The following is a 24,476-nucleotide window of genomic DNA, read 5'->3' as shown; positions in this document are numbered from 1 at the left end:
CGCCACGAAGGGCCATCCATGGCCCTCGTGACTCTCGCGGCATCCTTGCCGCTCAACCCCCTCCACGACACCTGCGCTCGGCCTACTGACGGGGCGAATATGTGGCTTGATGGCTGGCTCCTACCGATAAGCACCACGGTTTGGGCTTTTTCGTAGGAGCGAGCTTGCTCGCGAACCGGGCACACGACCGCTGGTCCCGTAGGGTGCATTCGCGAAGCAATGCACCGGTGGCGTGCGTGCTGCCGGGCCTGGCGGATTGTTCGCTGCGCTCCGAAATCCGCCCTACAGGTTCTGCGTCGCCGGGCGATCTGATCGCCAGCAAGCTGGCTCCTACAGGAAAGCGCCACGGTTTCGGCTTTTTCGTAGGAGCGAGCTTGCTCGCGACCGGGCGCGCCGCCTCGAGGTCCGGTTCATTGGTTGGGGATGATGGATCTTGCCGTCCTTCTCTAGGATGGCGAACTTGGTCCAGTCGCTCCAGCTCCTGGGTGTAGCGCGCCGCTTCGAGGATGTCGTGTACATCGACGCGCGACTTGCGGGCGCGCTGCTCGAGAAACTTGCCGTACTCGACGATCAGCATCGGCTCGCCATCCATGTATTTGCCGAACCCTGGGAACTGCCGCTTGATCAGCGACAGGCCGATGTTGAGCGAGATCAGCGAGGCGATCAGAGCACCGTGTCGCTGCAGGGCCATGTCTTCCTGAATCGGGTAGCTGCGACTGACGAACTCATCGCGGTGTTCTGTCGTCTGCATGGACCTCGCAGCCAGCATGTGATCGGCGCGGTAGGGAGGCCGCGCCGATCAGCGCCCTGATTCGATGGGTGGCCGCCTGCACGACCGCCACCCGCCGTCACGCCTCGATGCCCCGAGGCCGAAAGCCGCGCCTCAGTCTTCCGGTCGCAGTACCACCACGCCCAGCGGCGGCAGGGTCAGCGACAGGGATTGCGCCTCGCCGTGGCCTTCGACCGGCTCGGTTCGGATGCCACCGCCATTGCCGACGTTGGAGCCGCCGTAGACCTCGGCATCGCTGTTGAGCACCTCCGTCCAACGCCCTTCGACCGGGACGCCGATGCGGTACTCGTACCGCACCACGGGGGTGAAGTTGCCGACCACCAGCAGGGGGCGGCCGTCTTCGCCCCAACGCAGCCAGGCGTAGACGCTGTTGGCGCTGTCATCGCCGATGACCCAGCGGAAGCCATCCGGCTGGCAGTCGCGCTGATAGAGCGCGGGTTCGCGGGCGTAGAGCGCGTTGAGGTCCTTGACGAGCGTCTGCACGCCGCGGTGGTCGGGTTCCTCGAGCAGAAACCAGTCCAGCTCCCGGTCATGGCTCCACTCGCGCCATTGGCCGAACTCGCAGCCCATGAACAGCAGCTTCTTGCCCGGATGGGTCCACATGAAGCTCAGGTAGGCCCGCAGGTTGGCGAACTTCTGCCAGCGGTCGCCGGGCATCTTGTCGATCAGCGAGCCCTTGCCGTGCACCACTTCATCGTGGGAGATCGGCAGCACGAAGTTCTCCGAGAAGGCATACACCAGCCCGAAGGTCATCTTGTCGTGGTGATACCGGCGGTGAATCGGGTCTTCCTCCATGTACTTGAGCGTGTCGTGCATCCAGCCCATGTTCCATTTGTAGGAGAAGCCCAGCCCGCCCTCGGTGGTCGGCCGGCTGACGCCAGGGAACGCGGTCGATTCCTCGGCGATCACCAGCGCGCCGGGGGTCTCGAGCGCCACCACGTCGCTCAGGTGGCGGATGAACTCGATCGCCTCGAGGTTTTCGCGCCCGCCGTGACGGTTGGGTATCCACTCGCCTTCCTTGCGCGAATAGTCGCGATAGAGCATCGAGGCCACCGCATCGACGCGCAGCGCATCGACATGGAAGTTCTTCAGCCAGTGCAGCGCCGAGGCGAGCATGAAGCCGTGCACCTCGGTGCGGCCGAGGTTGTAGATGTAGGTGTTCCAGTCGTTGTGGAAGCCCTCGAACGGGTGCGCGTATTCGTACAGTGCCGTCCCGTCGAACTCGCCCAGGCCGTGTGCATCGGTCGGAAAGTGCGCCGGCACCCAGTCGAGAATCACGCCGATCCCGGCGTTGTGGCAGGCGTCGACGAACGCCGCGAAGTCATGGGCGTTGCCATAACGCGCGCTGGGCGCGAACTGCGACAGCAGCTGGTAACCCCAGGAACCGCCGAACGGGTGCTCCATGATCGGCATCAGCTCGACATGCGTGAAGCCCATCTCCTTGACGTAGGGAATCAGCCGCTCGGCCAGCTCGTGCCAGTCGAACAGGCGGCCGTCATCACCGCCGTCGCGCCGCCAGGAGCCGGCGTGCACCTCGTAGATGGACATGGGCGCCGTGATCGACTGGTGGGCGCCGCGCGTGTTGATCCATTCCTCGTCCTGCCACTGGTAATCCAAAGGCTCCGCGACCACCGAGGCCGTGCCCGGCGGATGCTCGGTCGCCAGCGCGACCGGGTCGGCCTTGAGCGGCAGCACGCCATGCGGGCCGAGAATCTCGTACTTGTAGCGGTCGCCCGGTTGCAGGCGCGGGATGAACAACTCCCACACCCCCGCCGGGTAACGCAGCCGCATCGGATGGCGCCGGCCATCCCAGCCGTTGAAATCACCGACCACCGATACGCGACGGGCATTGGGCGCCCACACGGCGAAGCGCACGCCCTGCACGCCGTCGACTTCCATCACCTGCGAGCCGAAGGTGTCGCCCAGGTGGCGATGGTTGCCCTCGGCGAACAGGTACAGATCCATCTCGCCGAGCAGTGGCGGGAAGCTGTAGGGGTCTTCGGTGATCTGCTCGCCGCCGGCCCAACGAACGCGCATGAGATAAGGCTGCGCATTGCTCAGCCGCGCGAAGTAGAAGCCGGGCACCTGGCCCTGCTCCATGATCGCCAGCACTCGCCCGCCGCTGCGTTCGAGCAGCTCCACGCCCAGGGCGTTGGGCAGGTAGGCCCGCACGATGAGCCCGTCGCCGTCCGGGTGCGGACCGAGGATGGAAAAGGGATCCCCATGCTCGGCGCGCACCAGCGTATCGACCGCGGCGTCGTGGGGTAGCAGGGATTCGCCGGACATGGTCACGGCCGGTCGGTCACTCATTGGCGTCTCCTGAAAGCTGCTGGGCCAGCATGATCAGCCCCTGAAGCGGGACGGACAGCCATGCCGGACGATTTTCTGCCTCGTAGGCGATTTCGTAAGACGTCTTCTCGAAGCTGAACAGCGCCAGGGCTGCCTCCGCGCCGTTGGTTTCGCGCCACTGGTGCGCCAGCGAACCGGCGGTTTCGCGATAAGCCTCGAGGAACACCGACCGCGCGCTCTGCCGATAGTTGTCGGCGATATGACGACGCGCCGCGTCGGCCTCCTCGCTGGTGTCGCTGGTCTGTGCATTGCGCACCGTCATGGCGGCGGCGTACTCGAACGACCGCAGCACGCCCGAGACGTCCTTGAACGGGCTGAGCTTGGCGCGGCGCTCGTCGAGCGGACGCGCGGGCTCGCCTTCGAAGTCGATGAAATAGGCATCGCCCTGCGCCACCAGCACCTGACCCAGGTGCAGGTCGCCATGCACCCGCGTGCGCAGCCCGCCGACCGCGGACCGGGCCAGCCGGTCGACTTCGGCAAGCAAGGCGTCGCGCTGCTTGAGCAGGCGGTCGACCTGGGCGACGTCCTTGCGTTCGAGGTTGCCGCGGTTATGCGAGAGCACCTCCAGCGCATGCTCCACCTCCTGGCGGATGGTCAGCGCCCAGGTGCGCGCGTCTTCCTCGCTGGTCAACTGGGCGGCGAAGTCCGGGTTGTCGGTCTTCACGGCCAGGGCGACGTGCAGCTCGCCGAGCCGCTGGCCGAGCAGCCGGTTGAATGCCTCCAGTTCGTCCAGCGCGCTGTACTGGTTTTCCACCTCCGAGACGCCGCCGGCGATCTCGTCGCGCACGGCCCGGTCGAGCGTATTGAGCGTCCAGGTCCAGGCATCGCCCTGGTTGTCGAGGTAGCGCTGCATGACCATCAGCGCGTGTGGCGTGCCGTCTTTGCTGAAGCGGCTGACCTGGCCGAGCATGGCGGAAATGTTGGCGTAGCCCTGCTCGGTCAGGAAGGCGCCCATCTCCAGCTCCGGATGGACCCCCGCCGACACCCGGCGGATGAGCTTGAGCATCAGCTTGCCGCCGACGATCACCGAGCTGTTCGACTGCTCGGCCGAGAGGTAGCGCACCTCGGCATCGGCCGGCAGTTCGATGTCGGCCAGCTGCGGCATCGGCACGAAGCGGATTTCGTCCTCGCCGCATGGCAGGGTCAGCGAATCGCGCAGCCCCTGCACCACCCCGAGCACGAACTGATCGAGCGTGAAGCCGTCGGTCAGGAGCCCGACCTGCGGCCCGCGGCGCACGCGAGCCATCGCCAGCTGTTGCGGCAAGGCGCTGCCGAAGTCCGCCTCGGCGAGGAAGCCGAACGGCAACTGGTAGAAATCGGTGCGCCCGCCCGCGGTGGCGGCGATCTCCGACAGTAGCACCGGCCGCTGCGGATCGCCGAAGGGCACGGTGTAGCAGATCTTCAGCGACTCGATCGGCGCGTCCTTGCTGGCGAACCAGCGCCGCTTGGGCAGGTAGGTCGGCAGCGATTCGCTCTCCAGGGTGCGCTTGCTTTCGCGCGGTAGCGTGTCCAGGCGCTTGAGCACCAGGGTGCGGAAATCCGGCATCACCTCGACCGGCTCCTGGTGCCAGCTGGGCATCTGGTGCGTCGCGGCGAGCTGGAACCAGTAGAAGCCGTACGGCGGCAGCGTCAGCAGGTACGGCAGCTGGCCGATCGGCGGGAAGGCGCTGCCGCCGACCATCTCGACCGGCACCATGCCGGCGTGCTGGGACAGCTCCAGCTCGGCGGCCTGCGCCGAGCGCGATACGTTGGCCACGCACAGGATGATCTCGTGCTCGCCGTTCGGCCCGTCGAACTCGCGGGTATAGGCGAGGATGCGACGGTTGCTCGGCGCCAGCATCTTCAGGGTGCCGCGCCCGAAGGCCTTGAACTGCTTGCGGATGGCGAGCAGGCGGCGGGTCCAGTTCAGCAGCGAGTGCGGGTCGCGCTGCTGCGCCTCGACGTTGATGGTCTGGTAGCCGTACAGCGGGTCCATGATCGGCGGCAGCACGAGATTCGGCGGATCGGCGCGGGAAAAGCCGCCGTTGCGGTCCATCGACCACTGCATAGGCGTGCGCACGCCGTCGCGGTCGCCGAGGAAGATGTTGTCGCCCATGCCGATTTCGTCGCCGTAGTAGATGACCGGCGTACCGGGCATCGAGAGCAGCAGGCTGTTGAGGAGTTCGATGCGCCGGCGGTCGCGCTCGAGCAGCGGGGCCAGGCGACGACGGATGCCGAGGTTGATGCGCGCACGGGTATCGGATGCGTAGTAATTCCAGAGGTAGTCGCGCTCCTTGTCGGTCACCATCTCGAGGGTCAGCTCGTCGTGGTTGCGCAGGAAGATCGCCCACTGGCAGTTATCGGGGATGTCCGGCGTCTGGCGCATGATGTCCGTCACCGGGAAGCGATCCTCCTGTGCCAGCGCCATGTACATGCGCGGCATCAGCGGGAAGTGGAACGCCATGTGGCATTCGTCGCCGGGGCCGCCCTCCTCGCCGCCGAAGTACAGCTGGGTGTCCTCGGGCCACTGGTTGGCCTCGGCCAGCAGCATGCGGTCGGGGTAGTTGGCGTCGATCTCGGCGCGAATCTTCTTCAGAACCTCGTGCGTTTCCGGCAGGTTTTCGTTGTTGGTGCCGTCGCGTTCGACCAGATACGGAATCGCGTCCAAGCGCAGCCCGTCGATGCCGAGGTCGAGCCAGTAGCGCATGACGCTCAGCACTTCCTTCATCACCTGCGGGTTGTCGAAGTTCAGGTCCGGCTGGTGCGAATAGAAGCGGTGCCAGTAGTACTGCTTGGCGACCGGATCCCAGGTCCAGTTCGACTTCTCGGTGTCGAGGAAGATGATCCGCGTGCCCTGGTATTTGTCGTCCGTGTCGGACCAGACGTAGAAGTTGCGTGCCGCCGAGCCCTTCTTCGCGGTGCGGGCGCGCTGGAACCAGGGGTGCTGGTCGGAGGTGTGGTTGATGACCAGCTCGGTGATCACCCGCAACCCGCGCTTGTGCGCCTCGGCAATGAAGCGCTTGGCGTCGGCCATCGTGCCGTAGTCGGGATGCACGCCGCGGTATTCGGCGATGTCGTAGCCGTCGTCCCTGCGCGGCGAGGGGTAGAACGGCAACAGCCAGAGCGTGTTCACCCCCAGGTCGGCGATGTAGTCGAGCTTCTCCATCAGGCCGGGGAAGTCGCCGATGCCATCGTTGTTGGAATCGAAGAATGACTTCAGGTGCACCTGATAGATCACCGCATCCTTGTACCAGAGCGGGTCCTTGATGAAGGCAGCTGCTTTACGAGGTTTCGCCATTGTCGGGTTCCTGTGGGCATGTGCCCTTGTATGCCGTCAACGCAACATCAATGGTCAGGGCGCCTGGCGATCGCCTCGTAATTCCTTTTACGACAGTGGGTTAGTTCTCCTTGTTGAAGCGAATCGTCATGCGCCGACCGGCCGTCAGGCCCTGCGCGGCGGGCTCAGTCGCCAGATACCGAACGGCAGGTGCCAGGGCTCCAGCCGCGTCCATTGGGTCTTGCCGTACCAGGTCCAGCGGTGCCCGTTCATAAGGTCTTCGCCCTGGGTCGCGGTGTCGTCGGGCAGGCCGAACTCCCACAGCGGCAGCTCGAAATGCCCCTCCTGCGCGTTGTGCGGGTCGAGGTTGATGGCCACCAGGATGAAGTTGGAGAGATCCGGCGTGCGCTTGCCGAAGTACAGGATGTTGTCGTTCCAGCAGGTGTAGGCCTGGAAGCCCAGGTGCGTCTGCAACGCCGGGTTCTGCCGACGGATGCGGTTGAGCTGGGCGATCTCGGCGACGATGTTGCCCGGCGCGCGGTAGTCACGCGGGCGGATCTCGTACTTCTCCGAGTCGAGGTACTCCTCCTTGCCCGGAATGGCCGCTGACTCGCACAGCTCGAAGCCCGAGTACATGCCCCACAGGCCCGACCCCATCGTCGCCAGCGCCGCGCGAATGAGGAACCCGGCACGCCCGGAGGTCTGCAGGAAGAACGGGTTGATGTCCGGCGTGTTGACGAAGAAGTTCGGCCGGTAGCAGTCGCGCAGGGGCGGCTGGTTGAGCTGAGTGAGGTATTCGGTCAGCTCGGCCTTGGTGTTGCGCCAGGTGAAGTAGGTGTAGCTCTGGTTGAAACCCACCTTGCCCAGGCGCGCCATCATCGCCGGGCGGGTGAAGGCTTCGGAGAGGAACATCACGTCCGGGTCGCGCTCGCGGATGTCGGCGATCAGCCACTCCCAGAACGGCAACGGCTTGGTGTGCGGGTTGTCGACGCGGAAGATCTTCACGCCCTGCTCGACCCAGTGCCAGATCACGTCGCGCAATGCGATCCACAGGCCCGGCATGGCGTCTTCGGCGTAGAAGTCGACGTTGACGATGTCCTGGTACTTCTTGGGCGGGTTCTCGGCGTACTTGATGGTGCCGTCCGGCCGCCAGGAGAACCAGCCGGGATGCTCCTTGAGCCAGGGGTGATCGGGCGAGCACTGGATGGCGAAGTCCAGCGCGATCTCGAGGCCATGCTCAGCGGCGGCGCGCACCAGTTCGCGGAAGTCTTCATGGGTGCCGAGCTGCGGGTGGATGGCATCGTGGCCGCCCTCCTCGCTGCCGATGGCATAGGGGCTGCCGACATCCTGCGGGCCGGGCGTCAGGGTGTTGTTGCGGCCCTTTCGGTTCTTGCGGCCGATGGGGTGGATCGGCGGGAAATACAGCACGTCGAAGCCCATATCGCGGATCTGCGGCAGGCGCTTGATGACGTCGCGGAAGGTGCCGTGGCGCTCGGGGTTGTCCGTCTCGGAACGCGGAAAGAGCTCGTACCAGCTCGCGAACTGCGCCAGCGGGCGCTCGACCTCGACGGGGAACACCTCGCTCTGGCTGCAATGCTCGCGCGGATCGGCGGCCTCCATCGCCGCGGCCACCTCTTCGGCCAGCAACACCGACACCCGTTCGTCATCCAGGTGCGCACTGCCAAAGCGCCGCAGCGCATCCTCGATCACCGCACGGGTCTGACCATCGGCGCGCTGCACAGCGGCATCGAGATGACGGCGCCCCTCTTCCAGCTCGACCGAAACGGGCACACCGGCGGCGTGCTTCTTCGACAGCTCGTTGCGGTAGGTCTCGTACAAGTCCCACCAGGCTTGGATGCAGAACTCGTGGCTGGCCACCTGGGTCGGGGTGAAGTGCCCGACCCAGCTGTCGTTGCTCAACGGCTCCAGCCGGCACCGCCGCCACTCGGTTTCGCCCTTCTGCCGCCAGCAGATCGCCGCGGCCAGCTTGTCGTGGCCATCGGTGAAGATCTTGCTGGTGACGTTGATCGGATGACCGATGATGGCCTTGGCGGCGAAGCGTCCGCCGTCGACCACCGGTTCGGTGGATTCGATGGCGATACGCGGCAGGCGCATGGCCTCTTCTAACCGGGGGTGGATCGAATCGGGCTGGACAGCATCGTTCATCGAGCGAGCTCCTGGGCGCGAATAGGGACGGAGAAAGACGGCGCAAGGGCCGCCTCGCCGGTGTTTCCGGCTCTGTTCTTTCCGAGCCGAGGGGCGACCAAAAGTTCAGAGTTTTAGGGGCCTGCCGCCGGTCGCCAGAGCGGCTGGGCCGGGAACTCGGAACGCCGGAACGACTCGCTCGATCGGCATGTACCAAGGCCCAAACCGTGGCGCTTCCCTGTAGGAGCCGGCTTGCTGGCGATCAGATCACCCGGCGACGCCAAACCCGTAGGGCGGATTCAGGCGCGCAGCGAACAATCCGCCAGGCCCGACGCCGCGCTCGCCACCGGTGCATTGCTTCGCGAATGCACCCTACGGGGCCAGCGGTTGCGCGCCGGGTTCGCGAGCAAGCTCGCTCCTACGAAAAGCCCAAAACCGTGGCGCTTACCTGTAGGAGCCAGCCATCAAGCCACACCACTCGCCCCATCAGAAGGCCGAGCGCAGGTGTCGTGGAAGGGGTCGAGCGGCAGGGATGCCGCGAGAGCCGCGAGGGCCATGGATGGCCCTTCGTGGCGTGCCCCTGCAACGGCGCCGGAGCGAGGGAACCCCGGCAACGCCGGGGCCGGATGCAGGGGCAAGCGTTTTTGCTTACTTTTTTCGCGACTGAAAAAGTGAGGCGCCGTGCAAGGCGCAATCTGTAGACCGAGCCGAGGAAAGCGCGGCGTCCGAAACGCCAGATCGTGAAGCCAAAAGACAAAAGCTTCGCCAGCAAGAACTAGGCGTCCCCCGGCTCCTACAGTTCTTTTGAAGCTTTCGCGCCGTGCAAGGCGCAATCCGTGGTCCGTGGTCCGTAGGGCGGATTCAGGCGCGCAGCGAACAATCCGCCAGGCCCGGCACCGCGCTCGCCACCGGTGCATTGCTTCGCGAATGCACCCTACGGGACCAGCGGTCGCGCGCCCGGTTCGCGAGCGAGCTCGCTCCTACGAGAGCCAAACAGCGAGATTGCCTGTAGGAGCGAGCTTGCTCGCGATCACGACCCGCCGCTGGTCCGAGCGGTCTTTGGCTCAGCCGCCCTTGCGCAGGCGATCGCGCATCGCCCAGGTGATGCACTGGCCGGGTTCGCTGGCAGGCCAGGGATCGCCCTGTTCGCGCAGCCGCTGCATCAAGTTCTCGACCGTCCAGCGGTTGGCAGCGCCCAGGTCGGGCAACTCTTCGCGCGCGATGGGCACCGACACGGGCAACCCCGGCCGCGCACGCACCGAATAGGCCGCCACGGTGCTGGCGCCGCGCTGGTTACGCAGGTAGTCGACGAAGATCTTCCCGACCCGGTTCTGCGCGCCCATCTTCGCCGCGATGCGCTCGGGCGCCTCGGTCGCGAGCCGTTCGGTGATGCGCCGGGCGAAGCCGCTGGCGCATTCCCAGTCCTGCCGTCGCGTCAACGGGACGATCGCATGCATGCCGCGCCCGCCGCTGGTCTTGAGGCGGGCCTGGAGGCCGAAGTCGGCCAGCAGATCGAGCGTCATGCAGGTCGCCTCGACCATGCGCGACCAGGGCAGCGACGGGTCCGGGTCGAGATCGAAGACAATCCGATCGGGCCGGTCGATGCGGTCGCTGCGTGCGTTCCAGGTATGGAATTCGACCGTGCCCATCTGCGCGGCTTCGAGGATTCCGGTGACTTCGTCGATCTGCAGCAGGCGGGCGTGCTTCGGGTCCAGCGAAGGATCGAGCTGGCGCACGTGCGGCATCTTCAGCCGGCCCATGTGCCGCTGAAAGAAGGCCTCGCCACCGACCCCCTCGGGCGCCCGGACGATCGACAGCGGCCGCCCGCGCAGGTGCGGCAGCAGCCAGTCGGCGACTTCCAGGTAGAACTCGGCCAGCCGTCGCTTGGTGACGCCACTATCGACATCGATGATCCGGTCGGGGCTGCTGATACCCACCCCGCCGACCAAGGGTCGCGCCGCGTTCGCCTTGCGAGCCCGCGCACCGCCGGCCGAGCCGGACTTGCCGGTTCCCGTCGTCTTGCGACGTGGCGAGCGAGACGTGGCCGGGCTTTCGTCCTGCGCCTTGGCCATGCGCTAGCCCGCCTTCTTCGATTTGCTGGCCGCGGTGCTCTTTCGGGCGCGGGTCGTGCCGCTATCGGATTCGGCCGACGTGGTCGACTTGGCCGCGGTCTTCTTGGCCGTGGTCTTGCGGGCGGGCTTTGGCGCCGGTTCGTCGGCCGGCTCGTTGTCCTCCGCCTCGTCTTTGGCCGGCTTCGCCTTGCCGGTCTTGGCCGCCAGGCTGCGCTTGAGCAGTTCGGTCAGGTCGATGACGTCCGCCGAGCGCCGGTCCACGGCCTCTTCCGGCCCGCCGACCGCCTCGATCCGACCTTCACGCGCCTTCTGCTCGACCAGCGCCATGATCTGGTCCTGGAAGGTGTCCTTGTACTGGTCGGGTTTCCAGTCCTCGCTCATGTCTTCCACCAGCCGCTTGGCCATGTCCAGCTCGCGCGGGTTGAGGTCGGCGTTGAGCGCTTCGTCCTTGAGTTCGAGGTATTCCACGCTGCGAACTTCCTCGGCCCAACGCAGCGTGTTCATCACCAGCGCCTTGCCGAGCGGCATCACCACGGCGAGGTGCTGCTTGTTGCGCAGCACCACGTTGGCGATGCCCACCTTGCCGGTCTGGATGAGCGTCTCGCGCAGCAGCGCATAGACCTTCTCGCCGCGGCGATCGGGCGTGAGGTAGTACGGGGTGTCGATATAGAGGAAGGAAATGTCCTTCGCATCGACGAAGGCGACGATGTCGACTGTCTGCGTCGCCTTGGGATGCGCCGCCTTGATCTCGTCGTCACTAAGGACGACGTACTGGCCCTTCTCGTACTCGACGCCCTTGACGATGTTTTCGCTGTCGATGTCTTCGCCGGTGGTCTTGTTGATGCGCTTGTAGCCCACCCGATCCATGCTGCGTTTGTCGAGCCAGTCGAAGTCGATGCCGGTGCGGGTCGTGGCCGGCACCAGCGCCACGGGTATGTGCACCAGGCCGAAACTGACGGCGCCTTTCCAGATCGTGCGAGGCATGGCGTTCCTCCTGCCGGATGGCGGGCCGCCGGAGGACGGCCCGTCGCGATCAACCGTTGACGACCGTGCCGCCGTTGACGTGCAGCACCTGGCCACTGACATAGGACGAGTCGCTGCTGGCCAGGTAGACGTAGGTCGGCGCGACTTCTTCAGGCTGGCCGGGTCGCTTCATCGGCACGTTCGAGCCGAAGCTGGCGACATGGTCCTCGTCGAAGGTGGAGGGAATCAGCGGCGTCCAGATCGGCCCCGGCGCCACGCCGTTGACCCGGATGCCGCGCTCGGCGAGGTTCATCGCCAGCGACCGTGTGAAGGCGACGATCGCGCCCTTGGTCGATGAGTAATCGATCAGCATCGGGTTGCCCTTGTAGGCGGTCACCGAGGTGGTGTTGATGATCGATGCGCCTTCCTTCAGGTGCGGCAGCGCCGCCTTGGTCAGCTGGAACATGCCGAAGATGTTGGTGCGGAAGGTGCGTTCCCACTGCTCTTCGCTGATGTCCTCCAGGCGCTTCTGCGGATGCTGCTCGCCGGCATTGTTGACCAGCACCTGCAGCCCGCCGAAGGCGCTGACCGTCTCGCTGACGACCTTTTCGCAGAAGGCGCGGTCGTCGACGTCACCGGCGAAGGTCAGGCACTTGACGCCCTGTTCCTCGACCACCTTGCGGGTCTTGTCGGCGTCGTCGTGCTGGTCCTTGTAGAGGATGGCGACGTTGGCGCCCTCGCGGGCGAAGAGCACGGCGACCGAGCGGCCGATGCCGCTGTCGCCGCCGGTGACGATCGCCGACTTGCCCTTGAGCTTGCCGGCGGCCTTGTAGTCCTCGCCGCGGAATTCCGGGCGTGGGTTCATCAGGCTTTCCTTGCCCGGTTCCGGTTGTTCCTGCGGCGGAAGGGTCTGGTTCTCGCTCATGTGTCCTCCGAAAACGTGGCTGAAAGCTGTCTTCGGAGGACTGGCACGGCGTCGCGAAAGTTTCTCTGCGCTGATGAGAGGCGCCGCGCCAGCGCCTCAGCTCGTGCTCAGTACGATACGGCCGCGCGGGTGGCCGCTTTCGACCTGTCGATGGGCTTCGGCCGCTTGTTCGAGCGGAAAGACGCGTTCGACGCGCGGCACCAGCAGCCGGTCTGCGGTGAGCTGGTTGATGCGCATCAGCGCGGCTTCGACGGCGCGCCGATCCTGCTCGATGCCCATGTCCGGCTGCCCGGTGAAGTCGCACAGGCAATGGATGAAGAACTTGAAGTTCTTCTCGAAGGCCGCACAGGCCGGCAGGGCCGTTTCATTGCCGCCACTGAGACCATAGAGAATCAGCTTGCCGCGCGGCGCGATCACCTCGCCGAGCAGCTTCATCTGCGAGCCGCCACAGCCGTCGAGCACGACGTCGACACCCCGCCCCTCGGTGAGCTTCTGGACCCGCGTGACCAGGTCTTCTTCTTCGGTGACGATCACGCGCTCGGCACCCAGCTCGCGCAGGAAGTCGCGCTCCGATTCGCTGGCGCAGGTGGCGATCACCTGCCCGCCCAGCGCTCGCGCCATCTGTACGATCGACGGCCCCGCGCACAGGTTGGCCCCGGTCACCAGCACGCGCTGGCCGGGTTCCAGGCGCGCCAGCTCGGCGAAGGCGAAGTAGGCCAGCAGCATCGGCGTGTAGTGCACGCAGGCCCCGGCGGCATCGAGCACGTCGGGGTAGCGTACGAGCGAGGTCTGCGGCAGCACGACACAATCCGCATAAAGCGGATAGGCATTCGGATCGTGGGCCGGAAAACTGGCCACGCGATCGCCCGGCGCGAAGCCGCTGACGCCGTCGCCCACCGCCAGCACCTCGCCGGCCACTTCGCTGCCCAGCCCAGCCGGCAGGCGCGGATGGCGCGGCGCCAGGTCCTGGCGCCAGAGCACGTCGTTCCAGCTCACGCCGATGGCCTGAACCGCGATCTGAACCTCGCCCGGGCCGGCTACCGGCGCCTCGCGCTGTTCGAGGCGCAGCACGTCGGCCGGCCCGAATTGGTGAAAACGGATGATGCGGGACATCGCAACCCCTCACTTACTTCAATGGCGGGGACTCTATCCCCATGACCGGTACAACTCCAGCCATAGGACCCCACTCCGCCTCGATAGTGGCCATTCGTGCCGATGATGAAAGGCTGTATGTATCGGTGCAGGGCTGTGCAAGCGCGTCGCAGGAATGTTCATGTGTCCGACCGCTGCGCAGGGCTAGAATGCCGCCAGCCACCCGAAACCGATAACCGAACCGCAACGGACGAGCCAGGATGAACCGCAACGATCTTCGCCGCGTGGACCTGAACCTGCTGATCGTGTTCGAGACGCTGATGCACGAGCGCAGCGTGACCCGGGCGGCGGAAAAGCTCTTTCTCGGCCAGCCGGCCATCAGCGCGGCGCTCGCGCGGTTGCGCTCGCTATTCGACGATCCGCTATTCGTGCGCACCGGGCGCAGCATGGAGCCGACGGCGCGCGCCCAGGAAATCTTCACCCTCCTCTCGCCGGCGCTGGATTCGATCTCGACGGCCATCAGCCGGGCCTCCACCTTCGACCCGGCCACGAGCGAGCTGGTGTTCCGCATCGGCCTGACCGATGAGGTCGAATTCGCCCTGCTGCCGCCCCTGCTGCGCCGTCTGCGTGCCGAAGCGCCCGGAGTCGTCCTGGTGGTGCGGCGCGCCAACTACCTGCTGATGCCGAGCCTGTTGGCCTCGGGCGAGATTTCGGTGGGCGTCAGCTACACCGACGACCTGCCGGCCAACGCCAAGCGCAAGGTCTTGCGCCGTCCGACGCCGATGCTGCTGCGCGCCGATTCGATTCCCGGTCCGCTGAGCATGGAGGACTACTGCTCGCGGCCGCATGCGATGGTGTCCTTCGCCGGCGATCTGAACGGCTATATCGACGACGAGCTGGCCCTGCATGGCTGTCGGCGCAAGGTCGTGCTGGCAGTGCCGCAATTCAATGGCCTGGGCAGCCTGCTGGCCGGGACCGACATTATCGCGACCGTGCCGGACTATGCCGCCACCGCGCTCGCGGCGATGGGCGGCGTGCGGGCCGAGCCCCTGCCGTTCAAGACCAGCCAGGATTTCGAGCTGTCGATGGCCTGGCGTGGCGCGCAGGACAACGACCCCGCCGAACGCTGGCTGCGCTCACGCATTCAGATGTTCGTCGGCGACCCGGACAGCCTCTAGGCATACAGGCCGCGCGATACCAATGGACAGAACGACGCCCCGGCCAGGCCGGACGGGGCGTCGTCAATCGATCGTTCAGCGGGTTGCGGCGTGTATTCCCGCCGCGGAGCCTGTGCCCGCCTTCTTCGCGCGCTTGGCCGCGCGCTTCTCCTGAGCGCTTTTCAGCGGCTTCTTCATCACCTTCTTCTTGCTGTCCATTCCTTTGCTCATGGCCGGGTCCTCCCATGGCAGGTTGCAGGGGCTTGTTGCGGCGCATCGCGTGTGGCCTGGACCGCCTGAAATCGAGGATCGCGGGCAGCGCCAGCGTTGGCTCGCAACGAGCATGGACCTGACGGCCGCCGGCCGACGGCCCGTTTCCGCGCCGCCCGTCCTGCCATGCGGGGATTATCAGCGCCACTGATAGTTACCTTCGTCTCGTTCGATTCGAACCCGAGCGATCGCGCTCGCACACTCCCGCCATCGTCGAGTCCCCTTTGACCTGCGGAGCCCACATGGATCAGTCACTCAAGCCCCTGCAACTTCCCTTCATCGCCCTGGTCGCCCTGGTGCTGGCGGCGTGCGACCCCAAGACCGAGCAGGCGCAAAGCGCACCGCCGGCACCGGCCGTCAGCGTCGCCCAGGTCATCCAGCAGCCGGTCGTCGAGTGGGACGAAGTCACCGGCCGGCTGGAGGCGCCCGAAACGGTCGAGCTGCGACCGCGCGTATCCGGCTACATCGACCGGGTTTCCTTCGAGGAAGGCTCGCGCGTGCGCAAGGGCGACCTGCTCTTCCAGATCGATGCGCGGCCGTTCCAGGCCGAGGTCAAGCGACTCGAAGCGCTGCTGAGCCAGGCGCGCGCGCAACAGCGGCGCACCGCCAGCGAGGCCGAGCGCGGCCAGCGGCTGCGTGAGCGCAATGCGATCTCCGCCGAACTGGCCGAGGCGCGCGTGAGCGCCGCTCAGGAAGCGCGGGCGCAGGTCGCGGCCATCGAGGCCCAGCTCGAATCGGCCCGGCTCGACCTGTCCTTCACCCGCATCACCGCACCGATCGATGGTCAGGTCGGGCGTGCCGAGGTGACCGCCGGCAATCTGGTCAATGCCGGTGAAACGCTGCTCACCAGCCTCGTCTCCACCGACAAGGTGTACGCCTACTTCGAGGCGGACGAGCGCATCTACCTCAAGTACCGGGACCTCGCACGCCAGGGCGATCGCGGCCAGGAGACCCCGGTCTACCTCGGGCTGACCGACGAACAGGGCCACCCGCACCTGGGCCACATGGATTTCATGGACAACCATGTCGACCCCCGCACCGGCACCATCCGCGGCCGGGCCGTCTTCGATAACCGCGAAGGCCTGTTCACGCCCGGCCTGTATGCCCGGCTGAAGCTGGTCGGCAGCGCGACCTACGACGCCATGCTGATCCAGGACGAGGCCGTCGGCACCGACCTGGGCAAGAAGTTCGTCCTGGTGCTCAAGGACGACGGCACGCTCGACTACCGCGCCGTCACGCTCGGCCCGAAGCTCGAGGGGCTGCGCATCGTGCGTGACGGCCTGGCGCCGAGCGATCGCATCGTCGTCAACGGCCTGCAGCGGGTGCGTCCGGGCATGCCGGTGCAAGCCGAGCCGGTGCCGATGGCGAGCGATGAAACCCTTGCCGCGCTGGCCCGCCAGCGAAAGGCCGTCGAGCTCGCCAACACCAGCCTCGCGCAGCGCCAGGCAGGCGACAGTCCGCGTAGCTGATCAGCAACCTCCAAGCCAACCGAGCCCTGTCCATCCCGCCCCGCCAGGCGGGACAGGACACCCCTTGCCGAGCGTCACGAAGGAATGTCCCGATGAACTTTTCCCAGTTCTTCATCCTGCGGCCGATCTTTGCCGCCGTGCTCTCGCTGATCATCCTGATCGGCGGCGCCATCTCGCTGTTCCAGTTGCCGATCAGCGAATACCCCGAAGTCGTGCCGCCGACCGTGGTGGTGCAGGCGAACTTCCCCGGCGCCAATCCCAAGGTGATCGGCGAGACGGTCGCCTCGCCGCTCGAACAGGCCATCGTCGGCGTCGAGGGCATGCTCTACATGTCGTCGCAGGCAACGGCCGACGGCAAGCTCAAGCTGACCATCACCTTCGCGCTCGGCACCGACCTGGATACCGCGCAGGTGCAGGTGCAGAACCGCGTCACCCGGACCATGCCGACCCTGCCCACCGAGGTCCAGCGCCTGGGTGTGACGGTCGACAAGGCCTCGCCCGACCTGACGATGGTGGTGCACCTGACCTCGCCGGACGAGCGCTACGACATGCTCTACCTGTCAAACTACGCGGCGATCAACGTCAAGGACGAGCTGGCACGACTCGAAGGCGTGGGCGACGTCCAGCTGTTCGGCCTCGGCGACTACTCGCTGCGCGTCTGGCTCGACCCGAACCAGGTCGCCTCGCGCAACCTCACCGCGATGGATGTGGTGAACGCCATCCGTGAGCAGAACCGCCAGGTCGCGGCCGGCTCGCTCGGCGCGCCGCCGGTCGATGGCGGCAACAGCTTCCAGCTGTCGATCAATGCCCAGGGCCGACTTGTCACCGAAGAGGAATTCGAGAACATCATCGTGCGGGCCGACCCGGACGGTGCCATCACCCGCCTGAAGGACATCGCTCGCATCGAGCTCGGCTCCAGCCAGTACGCCCTGCGCTCGCTGCTGAACAACCAGCCGGCGGTCGCCATCCCGATCTTCCAGAGCCCGGGCTCGAACGCCATCGCCATCTCGGACCTGGTGCGCGAGCGGATGGCCGAGCTCAAGCAGAGCTTCCCGCAAGGCGTCGACTACGAAATCGTCTACGACCCGACCATCTTCGTGCGCGGCTCCATCGAGGCGGTGGTGCATACCCTGATCGAGGCCATCGTGCTGGTGGTGCTGGTGGTGATCCTGTTCCTGCAGACCTGGCGCGCGTCGATCATCCCGCTGGCGGCCGTGCCGGTGTCGCTGATCGGTACCTTCGCCGTGATGCATCTGTTCGGCTTCTCGCTCAACGCGCTGTCGCTGTTCGGCCTGGTGCTGGCGATCGGCATCGTGGTGGACGACGCCATCGTCGTGGTGGAAAACGTCGAGCGAAACATCGGGCTCGGCAAGTCGCCGGTCGAAGCCACCAAGCAGGCGATGAAGGAAGTGACCGGACCGATCATCGCGACCGCGCTGGTGCTGTGCGCCGTGTTCGTGCCAACCGCCTTCATCTCCGGCCTGACAGGCCAGTTCTACCAGCAGTTCGCGCTGACCATCGCCATCTCGACGGTGATCTCGGCATTCAACTCGCTCACGCTCTCGCCCGCGCTGGCGGCGGCGCTGCTGCGCTCGCACGATGCGCCGAAGGACGGTTTCTCGCGGCTGCTGGATCGCCTGTTCGGCCGCTGGTTGTTCGGGCCGTTCAACCGCGTGTTCGATCGCGCCAGCCATGGCTATGTCAGCGTGGTCCGTCGCGTGTTGCGCGGCAGCGGCATCGCCCTGGTGCTCTACGTCGGGCTGGTCGGGCTGGGCTACCTGGGCTTCGCCACCACGCCGACCGGCTTCGTCCCGCAGCAGGACAAGCAGTACCTGGTCGCCTTCGCCCAGCTGCCGGACGCCGCCACGCTGGATCGCACCGAGGACGTGATCAAGCGCATGTCGGAGATCGCCGGCAAGCATCCCGGCGTGGAGAACACCGTGGCCTTCCCCGGGCTGTCGATCAACGGCTTCACCAACAGCCCGAACAGCGGCATCGTCTTCACCCCGCTCAAGCCCTTCGATCAGCGCACGGACCCGTCGCTCTCGGCCAACGCCATCGCAGCGGACCTGAACGGCCAGTTCGCGCAGATCCAGGACGCCTTCATCGCCATCTTCCCGCCGCCGCCCGTGCAGGGGCTTGGCACCATCGGGGGCTTCCGCGTGCAGGTGCAGGATCGCGGCAATCTCGGCTACGAGGAGCTGTACAAGCAGGTGCAGAACGTCATCGCCAAGAGCGCCGATTACCCGGAGCTGGCCGGCCTGTTCACCAGCTATCAGGTCAACGTGCCGCAGATCGATGCCGACATCGACCGCGAAAAGGCCAAGACCCACGGCGTGGCGATCGACGACATCTTCGACACCATGCAGGTCTACCTCGGCTCGCTGTACGCCAACGACTTCAACCGCTTCGGCCGTACCTACCAGGTCAACGTCCAGGCCGATCAGCAGTTCCGGCTGTCACCGGAGCAGATCGGCCAGCTCAAGGTGCGTAACGATCGCGGCGAGATGGTTCCGCTGTCGACCTTCGTGAAGATCAGCGACACGGCCGGCCCTGACCGCGTGATGCACTACAACGGCTTCATCACCGCCGAAATCAACGGCGCGCCGGCACCGGGCTACAGCTCCGGCCAGGCCGAGGCGGCGATGGAGCGTCTGCTGGAGGCCGAGCTGCCCAACGGCATGACCTACGAGTGGACCGAGCTCACCTACCAGCAGATTCTCGCCGGCAACACCGCGGCGTTCGTCTTCCCCTTGTGCGTGCTGCTGGCCTTCCTGGTGCTGGCCGCGCAGTACGAGAGCTGGAGCCTGCCGCTCGCGGTGATCCTGATCGTGCCGATGACGCTGCTTTCGGCGATCACCGGCGTCATCCTCGCCGGCAGCGACAACAACGTGTTCACCCAGATCGGCCTGATCGTGCTCGTCGGCCTGGCGTGCAAGAACGCGATCCTCATCGTCGAGTTCGCCAAGGACAAACAGGAAGAAGGCATGGATCGGCTCGCCGCTGTGCTCGAGGCCTGCCGGCTGCGTCTGCGCCCGATCCTGATGACCAGCTTCGCCTTCATCATGGGCGTGGTGCCGCTGGTGCTCTCCACCGGAGCCGGTGCCGAAATGCGCCATGCGATGGGTGTCGCCGTGTTCAGCGGAATGATCGGCGTGACCTTCTTCGGTTTGCTGCTCACGCCCGTCTTCTATCTGGTCATCCGCGCCTTCGTCGAACGGCGCCAGGCGCGCAAGGCCGCACGCTTCGAGGAGAGTCACGCATGAAGGTATTTGCACCTGCGCTGCTGCCATTGCTTCTGGCCGGCTGCGTCGTCGGCCCGGACTACCGGGCGCCGCAGCCGGAACCGGCCGAGCTGCCTCGCGCCGAGGCCGCCGGCTTCGACCACGGCCGCTTCGAAGCCGCCTGGTGGCGACAGTTCGAGGACCCGACGCTCGACCGCCTGGTCGCCCAGGCCTTGCAAGGCAACCGTGAATTGCGGATCGCCTTTGCGCGCCTGCAAGCGGCTCGCGCGTTGCGCGACGACACCGCCAATGACCGGCTCCCGGTGGTCGGAAGCCGCGCCGAGGCGGAGATCGGCAAGGGCCAGCAACCCGGTTTCAGCGATACGCGCACCAATGCCGAGCGGTATGACCTGGGCCTCGACATGGCCTGGGAAATCGACCTCTTCGGGCGGATTCAGCGTCAGCTCGAATCGAGCGAAGCACAGATCGGCCAGGCCCGCGCCGAGCTCGAGCAGGTGCAGGTCAGCCTGATCGCCGAGCTGGTCGATGCCTACGGTCGCCTGCGCGGTGCGCAGCTTCGCGAACGCATCGCTCGCGCCAACCTGGAGAACCAGCGGTCTTCCCGGCAACTGACGGCTGAACTGCGCGACGCAGGTATCGGCAGTGAGCTGGACGTCATGCGCGCCGAGGCGCGTCTGGCGGCGACCGAAGCCTCGCTGCCACCGCTTCAGGCCGAGCAGGTGCGCGCGCGCAATCGCCTGGCGACACTGCTCGGTCAACGGCCGGACTCGCTCGCCCTGGAGCTTGCGCCTCGGGACCTGCCAGCGATCGCCAAGCAGCTGGCCATCGGCGATCCGGCGGAACTGCTGCGCCGTCGGCCTGACGTTCGTGCCGCAGAGCGCGAGCTGGCGGCCGCGACGGCAGACGTCGGCGTGGCGACCGCCGACCTGTTCCCCCGCGTGAGCCTGTCTGGCTTTCTCGGCTTCACCGCCGGGCGCGGTTCGCAGATCGGTTCGAGCGCCGCGCGCGCCTGGAGTGTCGCGCCCTTGCTGACCTGGCCGGCATTCGACCTCGGCAGCGTGCGCGCTCGGCTGCGCCAGGCAGAGGCCGGCGCCGACGCCTCGCTGGCCCGCTACGAACAACAGGTGCTGATCGCCCTGGAAGAGGCGGACAACGCCTTCAGCGACTATGCGCGCGTTCAGGAGCGCCTGCTCGCGCTGATCCGCCAATCCGAAGCTAGCCGTGCCGCTGCCGAACAGGCGGCTATTCGCTACCGCGAAGGTACCGTCGATTACCTGGTGCTGCTGGATGCCGAGCGCGAGCGGCTGGCCGCGGAGGATGCGCAAGCCCAGGCGGAGGTCGCGCTGTATCAGGGTGTCGTCGCCATCTACAAGGCGCTGGGCGGTGGCCTGCTGGATCAGCCGGAGGTCGTTGCCGGACGGAAGAAGAACGCATCGGTGCAATCGCTTTAACGAAACGACTGGTAGAAGCAGCACCCATCTCCTGATTCAGGCCTCCATCGCTGCCGTCAGCCGGTGCCGTTCGATCTTTCGAAGCGGTGCCGGCCGGGGTGTTGCCATCAAGCGGCAACATGCCCTGCGGAAAATGTGATCGCTTTCCGCAACCGAAGTCATCGTACGACTTCGCTCCAAAAAACGCTTCTTATGGCGCCGATTCTTTGGCATAAGCCTGCTGCTGAAAGCCGACCCGCTCACGCCGGGACCCACTGCCAACCCCAAAAAAGAAAAAGGGACTTTCATGATCAAGCCCATCCTCCTGATGGCCAGCTGTGTGCTTGCTCTGGTTAGCGCTAACGTCAGCGCCGAACCGATCGTCATCAAGTTTTCCCACGTCGTTGCCGAAACGACGCCCAAAGGCAAAGGCGCACTGATGTTCAAGCGTCTGGTGGAAGAGCGCCTGGCGGGTGAAGTCCGCGTCGAGGTCTACCCGAACTCCACGCTGTATGGCGACGCCAACGAGTTGCAGGCCCTAAAGAACAACGACGTGCAGATGCTCGCGCCTTCCATGGCCAAGTTCGATGCGTACACCAAGCAGCTGCAGGTCTTCGATCTGCCGTTCCTGTTCGATGACCTCGAGGCCGTGAATCGCTTCCAGAAGCGCTCACAGGGACGCCACCTGCTGCGCTCGATGGAAGATCACAACATCACCGGCCTGGCTTACTGGCATAACGGCATGAAGCAGCTGTCGGCGACTCAGCCGCTGCGCCGTCCTGAGGACGCCCGCGGGCTGGCCTTCCGCATCCAGCCATCAGCCGTGCTGGAGGCCCAGTTCGGGCAACTGGGTGCGCCGACTCAGAAGCTGCCGTTCGCCAAGGTCTATCAGGCGCTTGCCTCGGGTACGGTTCAGGGCGCCGAGAATCCCTGGTCGAACCTACACAGCCAGAACCTGCATAGCGTTCAGCCGTACATCACCGAGTCCAACCACGGGGTGCTCGACTACATGCTCGTCGCCAACAATCGCTTCTGGTACAGCATCCCGCACCGGGTTCGCGTCGAGTTGGAGACCATCATCGACGAGGTCACGTACGAGGTGAACAAGGAGGCCGAAGCACTGAACCAGGCGCATCGGGAACAGATCATGCGCTCGGGGAAAGCGCAAATCCTGACGCTCTCCAGCGAAGAGCGGATGGCCTGGCGCGAGGCAATGCGTCCGGTCTGGAAGCAGTTCGAGCCGGTTATTGGCGCAGACATCATCCGCGCCGCCGAACGGGTAAATCACTGATCGCGCCGCCCGTGCCCCATGGCGCCGGCCCTGCGGCTGGCGCCTGACCTCCTTGTTGCATGACGCAGGTCAGCTCGTTATAGTCCCGGCCCGCATCAAAGACCGAACCTGCACATTTCCTGGCCCGGATGGCGAAATCGGTAGACGCAAGGGACTTAAAATCCCTCGATGGCAACATCGTGCCGGTTCGACCCCGGCTCCGGGCACCAGTAACCACGCGGGTTCTAGCGATCAAGCAGAACCACTGCCATTTCTGCACTACTCATTTTTTCCGCAACTCGTCCCTCCCCGCCCGTCCTGGGCACGCCTACACCCTTACGCGCTACAGCCTGCCGACGCCTTTTTGCCACCTTCTTGGCTAGCAGCTTGGGTCGACCGTGAATGTCTTGGTCGTGTCGACCAGGCCCAGCTTGTCCAGCGTCCGTCGCCCAAGCAGCACCGGGTAGTTCATCTTGTCCCGGTCATTGAGCGAAAACTGCTCCTCGAACACTTGGTCGCCCAGGCAGATTTTCATCATGACCACCGGACGATCCTCCGCACCGGCGGCGCCACGGACGGTCAGATCGCGCACCAGCTTGCGCTCTATGCGATTTTCGACCTCCTCTTCCGTATCGATATCGTCGAGCTCCAATGTGAAGCGCACCCAGTCCTCGCCGTCTTTCTCGAACCGCTCGATATTCTCGGCGTGAATCGACGACGTCAGCGCGCCGGTATCGAGCTTGAACTTGGTGGCTACCTTGTCAGGAAATACCAGGCCCTCTTCGACCCAGCCGAAAACCTTCTTCGTATCGGCATACGCGGGCAAGGCCAGCCACTGGGCTGCGGCAAGAAGACAAACACCAAGGGCAAGGCGGCGTTCGGGATGCTTGTTCGATGGCATGTCGATCCTCAGACAGTAATTGGACGCACTGTTGAGTCGGTCAGCCTGAAGATGTTCCGTCGGATAGCCTGCCTGATGCCGATTCGCTAGCCCGAGGAGGCGTGAGCCTCTGATCCCTAATCGCTTGCACGTGCGAAGGCTATGCGACCCTCGCGCTGATCGAGGGTCGTCATTTCAGGAAAGTGAGATATCTGATAGCTGGCCTGCGGGCCGCACTATTCGTCCAGCCGAGGATCGATGGCACATCGAAACGAGCACAAACAAAAAGCCCCAAGTGCTAAGCACTTGGGGCTTTATTGACTGGAGGCGCGAACCGGAGTCGAACCGGTCTAACCGGATTTGCAATCCGGGGCATAACCGCTTTGCTATCGCGCCGTAAACAATAACGCCGCATAAGCGGCGTCATCGAATAATTTGGAGCGGGAAACGAGACTCGAACTCGCGACCCCGACCTTGGCAAGGTCGTGCTCTACCAACTGAGCTATTCCCGCGTCGTGGTGACGGGCGCCATTCTATCGGCTTGAGGCTTCCCGTCAAGCCCTTGATTAAAAAAAGCTTTATGAGCGCCGCTCGGTCGTGAGGTGCGGCCATGCAGCCATCAGGTAGGCAACCATTGACCAGAGCGTCAGCGCGGCCGCAACCACCAGTAGCGCGTAACCCAGCCAGACCCACGCACTCATAGTCGGCGGATTACCCAAGAGGATGACCAGCGCCGTCATCTGAGCCGCAGTCTTCCATTTGCCCAGATTGGACACCGCAACCTGGGCCCGGGCACCGAGTTCGGCCATCCATTCCCTCAATGCCGACACGACAATCTCGCGGCCGATGATGATCGTTGCCGGCAGACTCAACCAAAGGTTCGCATGTTCTTCCACCAGCAGTACCAAGGCGACGGCCACCATTAGCTTGTCAGCGACGGGATCGAGAAACGCACCGAACGGCGTACTCTGCTGAAGGCGCCTTGCAAGATAACCATCGAGCCAATCGGTCAATGCGGCGATCAGAAACACGAAGGAAGCGGCCAGGTAGCTCCAGCCGAAAGGCAGGTAGAACAGAAGGATGAAGATAGGGATCAGGGCGACGCGCAGGAGCGTTAAAAGGTTAGGGATGTTCATCAGCACGACCGATCCACTGGTTTAACG

Annotated in this window: 16 protein-coding genes and 3 tRNA genes; 6 read left to right on the top strand and 13 right to left on the bottom strand. The window is 65.4% G+C overall.

The window, feature by feature from the left end; genetic code table 11:
- Nucleotides 1–82 precede the first annotated feature (82 nt).
- From D7325_RS19080 to D7325_RS08970, 8 genes are all read right to left on the bottom strand, one after another.
- Nucleotides 83–751 (bottom strand): DUF421 domain-containing protein, encoded by a 669-nt coding sequence (locus D7325_RS19080; protein WP_162988027.1) that lies wholly within the window; start codon nucleotides 749–751, stop codon nucleotides 83–85.
- Nucleotides 752–883: 132 nt separating this feature from the next.
- Nucleotides 884–3,100 carry a 1,4-alpha-glucan branching protein GlgB gene (gene glgB, locus D7325_RS09000; RefSeq protein ID WP_120995224.1) on the bottom strand — a complete coding sequence of 739 codons (2,217 nt, stop codon included), beginning with the start codon at nucleotides 3,098–3,100 and terminating at the stop codon, nucleotides 884–886.
- Nucleotides 3,093–6,416 (bottom strand): maltose alpha-D-glucosyltransferase, encoded by a 3,324-nt coding sequence (gene treS / locus D7325_RS08995; protein ID WP_120995223.1) that lies wholly within the window; start codon nucleotides 6,414–6,416, stop codon nucleotides 3,093–3,095. Before treS ends, glgB begins: the two co-directional genes overlap by 8 nt.
- Nucleotides 6,417–6,560: 144 nt before the next feature.
- Nucleotides 6,561–8,561, bottom strand: a complete 2,001-nt coding sequence (locus tag D7325_RS08990; RefSeq protein ID WP_120995222.1) for an alpha-1,4-glucan--maltose-1-phosphate maltosyltransferase — start codon at nucleotides 8,559–8,561, stop codon at nucleotides 6,561–6,563.
- Between the two features lie 1,043 nt (nucleotides 8,562–9,604).
- Nucleotides 9,605–10,612, bottom strand: a complete 1,008-nt coding sequence (gene ligD / locus D7325_RS08985; RefSeq protein ID WP_120995221.1) for a non-homologous end-joining DNA ligase — start codon at nucleotides 10,610–10,612, stop codon at nucleotides 9,605–9,607.
- A gap of 3 nt (nucleotides 10,613–10,615) precedes the next feature.
- Nucleotides 10,616–11,596 carry a non-homologous end joining protein Ku gene (gene ku, locus D7325_RS08980; RefSeq protein ID WP_120995220.1) on the bottom strand — a complete coding sequence of 327 codons (981 nt, stop codon included), beginning with the start codon at nucleotides 11,594–11,596 and terminating at the stop codon, nucleotides 10,616–10,618.
- 49 nt (nucleotides 11,597–11,645) lie between these two features.
- Nucleotides 11,646–12,500 carry an SDR family oxidoreductase gene (locus D7325_RS08975; RefSeq protein ID WP_120995219.1) on the bottom strand — a complete coding sequence of 285 codons (855 nt, stop codon included), beginning with the start codon at nucleotides 12,498–12,500 and terminating at the stop codon, nucleotides 11,646–11,648.
- 96 nt (nucleotides 12,501–12,596) lie between these two features.
- Nucleotides 12,597–13,613 (bottom strand): zinc-dependent alcohol dehydrogenase family protein, encoded by a 1,017-nt coding sequence (locus D7325_RS08970; RefSeq protein WP_120995218.1) that lies wholly within the window; start codon nucleotides 13,611–13,613, stop codon nucleotides 12,597–12,599.
- A gap of 239 nt (nucleotides 13,614–13,852) precedes the next feature.
- Here D7325_RS08970 and D7325_RS08965 point away from each other — a divergent pair, with 239 nt between their 5' ends.
- Nucleotides 13,853–14,770 (top strand): LysR family transcriptional regulator, encoded by a 918-nt coding sequence (locus D7325_RS08965; RefSeq protein WP_120995217.1) that lies wholly within the window; start codon nucleotides 13,853–13,855, stop codon nucleotides 14,768–14,770.
- Between the two features lie 75 nt (nucleotides 14,771–14,845).
- Here D7325_RS08965 and D7325_RS19365 read toward each other — a convergent pair whose 3' ends face one another.
- Entirely contained in the window at nucleotides 14,846–14,980 is a 135-nt protein-coding gene (locus tag D7325_RS19365; protein ID WP_281273510.1) for a hypothetical protein, read from the bottom strand.
- 281 nt (nucleotides 14,981–15,261) lie between these two features.
- On the opposite strand from D7325_RS19365, the gene D7325_RS08960 reads away from it, so the two are divergent.
- The 5 genes from D7325_RS08960 (at nucleotide 15,262) to D7325_RS08940 (ending at nucleotide 22,663) form a co-directional block, all read left to right on the top strand.
- On the top strand, nucleotides 15,262–16,488 hold the full coding sequence (locus D7325_RS08960) for an efflux RND transporter periplasmic adaptor subunit (protein ID WP_120995216.1): 1,227 nt from the start codon (nucleotides 15,262–15,264) through the stop codon (nucleotides 16,486–16,488).
- Nucleotides 16,489–16,580: 92 nt separating this feature from the next.
- Entirely contained in the window at nucleotides 16,581–19,754 is a 3,174-nt protein-coding gene (locus D7325_RS08955; RefSeq protein ID WP_120995215.1) for an efflux RND transporter permease subunit, read from the top strand.
- A complete protein-coding gene (locus D7325_RS08950; protein WP_120995214.1) occupies nucleotides 19,751–21,184 on the top strand; it encodes an efflux transporter outer membrane subunit in 1,434 nt (477 codons plus the stop codon). Before D7325_RS08955 ends, D7325_RS08950 begins: the two co-directional genes overlap by 4 nt.
- Before the next feature lie 289 nt (nucleotides 21,185–21,473).
- Nucleotides 21,474–22,454 carry a TRAP transporter substrate-binding protein gene (locus tag D7325_RS08945; RefSeq protein ID WP_425452291.1) on the top strand — a complete coding sequence of 327 codons (981 nt, stop codon included), beginning with the start codon at nucleotides 21,474–21,476 and terminating at the stop codon, nucleotides 22,452–22,454.
- A 122-nt stretch (nucleotides 22,455–22,576) separates the two neighbouring features.
- Nucleotides 22,577–22,663, top strand: a tRNA-Leu gene (locus D7325_RS08940).
- A gap of 149 nt (nucleotides 22,664–22,812) precedes the next feature.
- Here D7325_RS08940 and rloA3 read toward each other — a convergent pair.
- The 4 genes from rloA3 to pgsA all read right to left on the bottom strand — a co-directional run bounded on the left by rloA3 (nucleotide 22,813) and on the right by pgsA (nucleotide 24,449).
- Nucleotides 22,813–23,334 (bottom strand): retropepsin-like aspartic peptidase RloA3, encoded by a 522-nt coding sequence (gene rloA3, locus D7325_RS08935; protein ID WP_120995212.1) that lies wholly within the window; start codon nucleotides 23,332–23,334, stop codon nucleotides 22,813–22,815.
- A gap of 301 nt (nucleotides 23,335–23,635) precedes the next feature.
- Nucleotides 23,636–23,709, bottom strand: a tRNA-Cys gene (locus D7325_RS08930).
- Nucleotides 23,710–23,749: 40 nt separating this feature from the next.
- A tRNA-Gly gene (locus tag D7325_RS08925) sits at nucleotides 23,750–23,825 on the bottom strand.
- 66 nt (nucleotides 23,826–23,891) lie between these two features.
- Nucleotides 23,892–24,449 carry a CDP-diacylglycerol--glycerol-3-phosphate 3-phosphatidyltransferase gene (gene pgsA, locus D7325_RS08920; RefSeq protein ID WP_120995561.1) on the bottom strand — a complete coding sequence of 186 codons (558 nt, stop codon included), beginning with the start codon at nucleotides 24,447–24,449 and terminating at the stop codon, nucleotides 23,892–23,894.
- Between the last annotated feature and the right edge of the window lie 27 nt (nucleotides 24,450–24,476).

Origin of the sequence: Stutzerimonas urumqiensis (assembly GCF_003640395.1) — a bacterium.
Classification (GTDB): Bacteria; Pseudomonadota; Gammaproteobacteria; order Pseudomonadales; family Pseudomonadaceae; genus Stutzerimonas; species Stutzerimonas urumqiensis.
Note: the sequence above shows the minus strand (reverse complement) of the source record. Positions and strands in the feature narration are given on the sequence as shown.

Excerpts from the sequence above, each read along its gene's own strand:
- rloA3 (WP_120995212.1), bottom strand. The coding sequence starts at position 23,334 with ATGCCATCGAACAAGCATCCCGAACGCCGCCTTGCCCTTGGTGTTTGT.
- D7325_RS19365 (WP_281273510.1), bottom strand. The coding sequence starts at position 14,980 with ATGAGCAAAGGAATGGACAGCAAGAAGAAGGTGATGAAGAAGCCGCTG.
- D7325_RS08965 (WP_120995217.1), top strand. The coding sequence starts at position 13,853 with ATGAACCGCAACGATCTTCGCCGCGTGGACCTGAACCTGCTGATCGTG.
- D7325_RS08950 (WP_120995214.1), top strand. The coding sequence starts at position 19,751 with ATGAAGGTATTTGCACCTGCGCTGCTGCCATTGCTTCTGGCCGGCTGC.
- D7325_RS08975 (WP_120995219.1), bottom strand. The coding sequence starts at position 12,500 with ATGAGCGAGAACCAGACCCTTCCGCCGCAGGAACAACCGGAACCGGGC.
- D7325_RS08970 (WP_120995218.1), bottom strand. The coding sequence starts at position 13,613 with ATGTCCCGCATCATCCGTTTTCACCAATTCGGGCCGGCCGACGTGCTG.
- pgsA (WP_120995561.1), bottom strand. The coding sequence starts at position 24,449 with ATGAACATCCCTAACCTTTTAACGCTCCTGCGCGTCGCCCTGATCCCT.
- treS (WP_120995223.1), bottom strand. The coding sequence starts at position 6,416 with ATGGCGAAACCTCGTAAAGCAGCTGCCTTCATCAAGGACCCGCTCTGG.
- glgB (WP_120995224.1), bottom strand. The coding sequence starts at position 3,100 with ATGAGTGACCGACCGGCCGTGACCATGTCCGGCGAATCCCTGCTACCC.
- ku (WP_120995220.1), bottom strand. The coding sequence starts at position 11,596 with ATGCCTCGCACGATCTGGAAAGGCGCCGTCAGTTTCGGCCTGGTGCAC.
- D7325_RS08990 (WP_120995222.1), bottom strand. The coding sequence starts at position 8,561 with ATGAACGATGCTGTCCAGCCCGATTCGATCCACCCCCGGTTAGAAGAG.
- D7325_RS08960 (WP_120995216.1), top strand. The coding sequence starts at position 15,262 with ATGGATCAGTCACTCAAGCCCCTGCAACTTCCCTTCATCGCCCTGGTC.
- D7325_RS08955 (WP_120995215.1), top strand. The coding sequence starts at position 16,581 with ATGAACTTTTCCCAGTTCTTCATCCTGCGGCCGATCTTTGCCGCCGTG.
- D7325_RS19080 (WP_162988027.1), bottom strand. The coding sequence starts at position 751 with ATGCAGACGACAGAACACCGCGATGAGTTCGTCAGTCGCAGCTACCCG.
- ligD (WP_120995221.1), bottom strand. The coding sequence starts at position 10,612 with ATGGCCAAGGCGCAGGACGAAAGCCCGGCCACGTCTCGCTCGCCACGT.